Consider the following 207-nt stretch of genomic DNA (forward strand, 5'->3'; position numbering starts at 1 on the left):
ACCGCGCTGACGGACGCGAATGGGGTGGCGACCATTGTTCTGCGAGCCGGAGATGTAGAGGGCGCTGGTCAGCTGATTGCTGGTATTCCGGACTCTGACGCTCGGGCTATTGTGAACTTTGAAACCCTGGGCGACGCCACTGGCGGCGGCGGCACCGTTGATAACAGTAATGCATTGTCTCTGGTGCTGCGTGATCAGAATGATACC

Annotated in this window: 1 protein-coding gene; it reads left to right on the top strand. The window is 58.5% G+C overall.

Going from position 1 to position 207, the window contains the following annotated elements:
- Window positions 1-24 precede the first annotated feature (24 nt).
- A partial coding sequence (locus tag A3714_RS07430) for a hypothetical protein (RefSeq protein ID WP_156493842.1) occupies window positions 25-207 on the top strand: 183 nt, incomplete at its 3' end.

This window comes from Alcanivorax sp. HI0007 (assembly GCF_001635525.1).
GTDB lineage: Bacteria > Pseudomonadota > Gammaproteobacteria > Pseudomonadales > Alcanivoracaceae > Alcanivorax.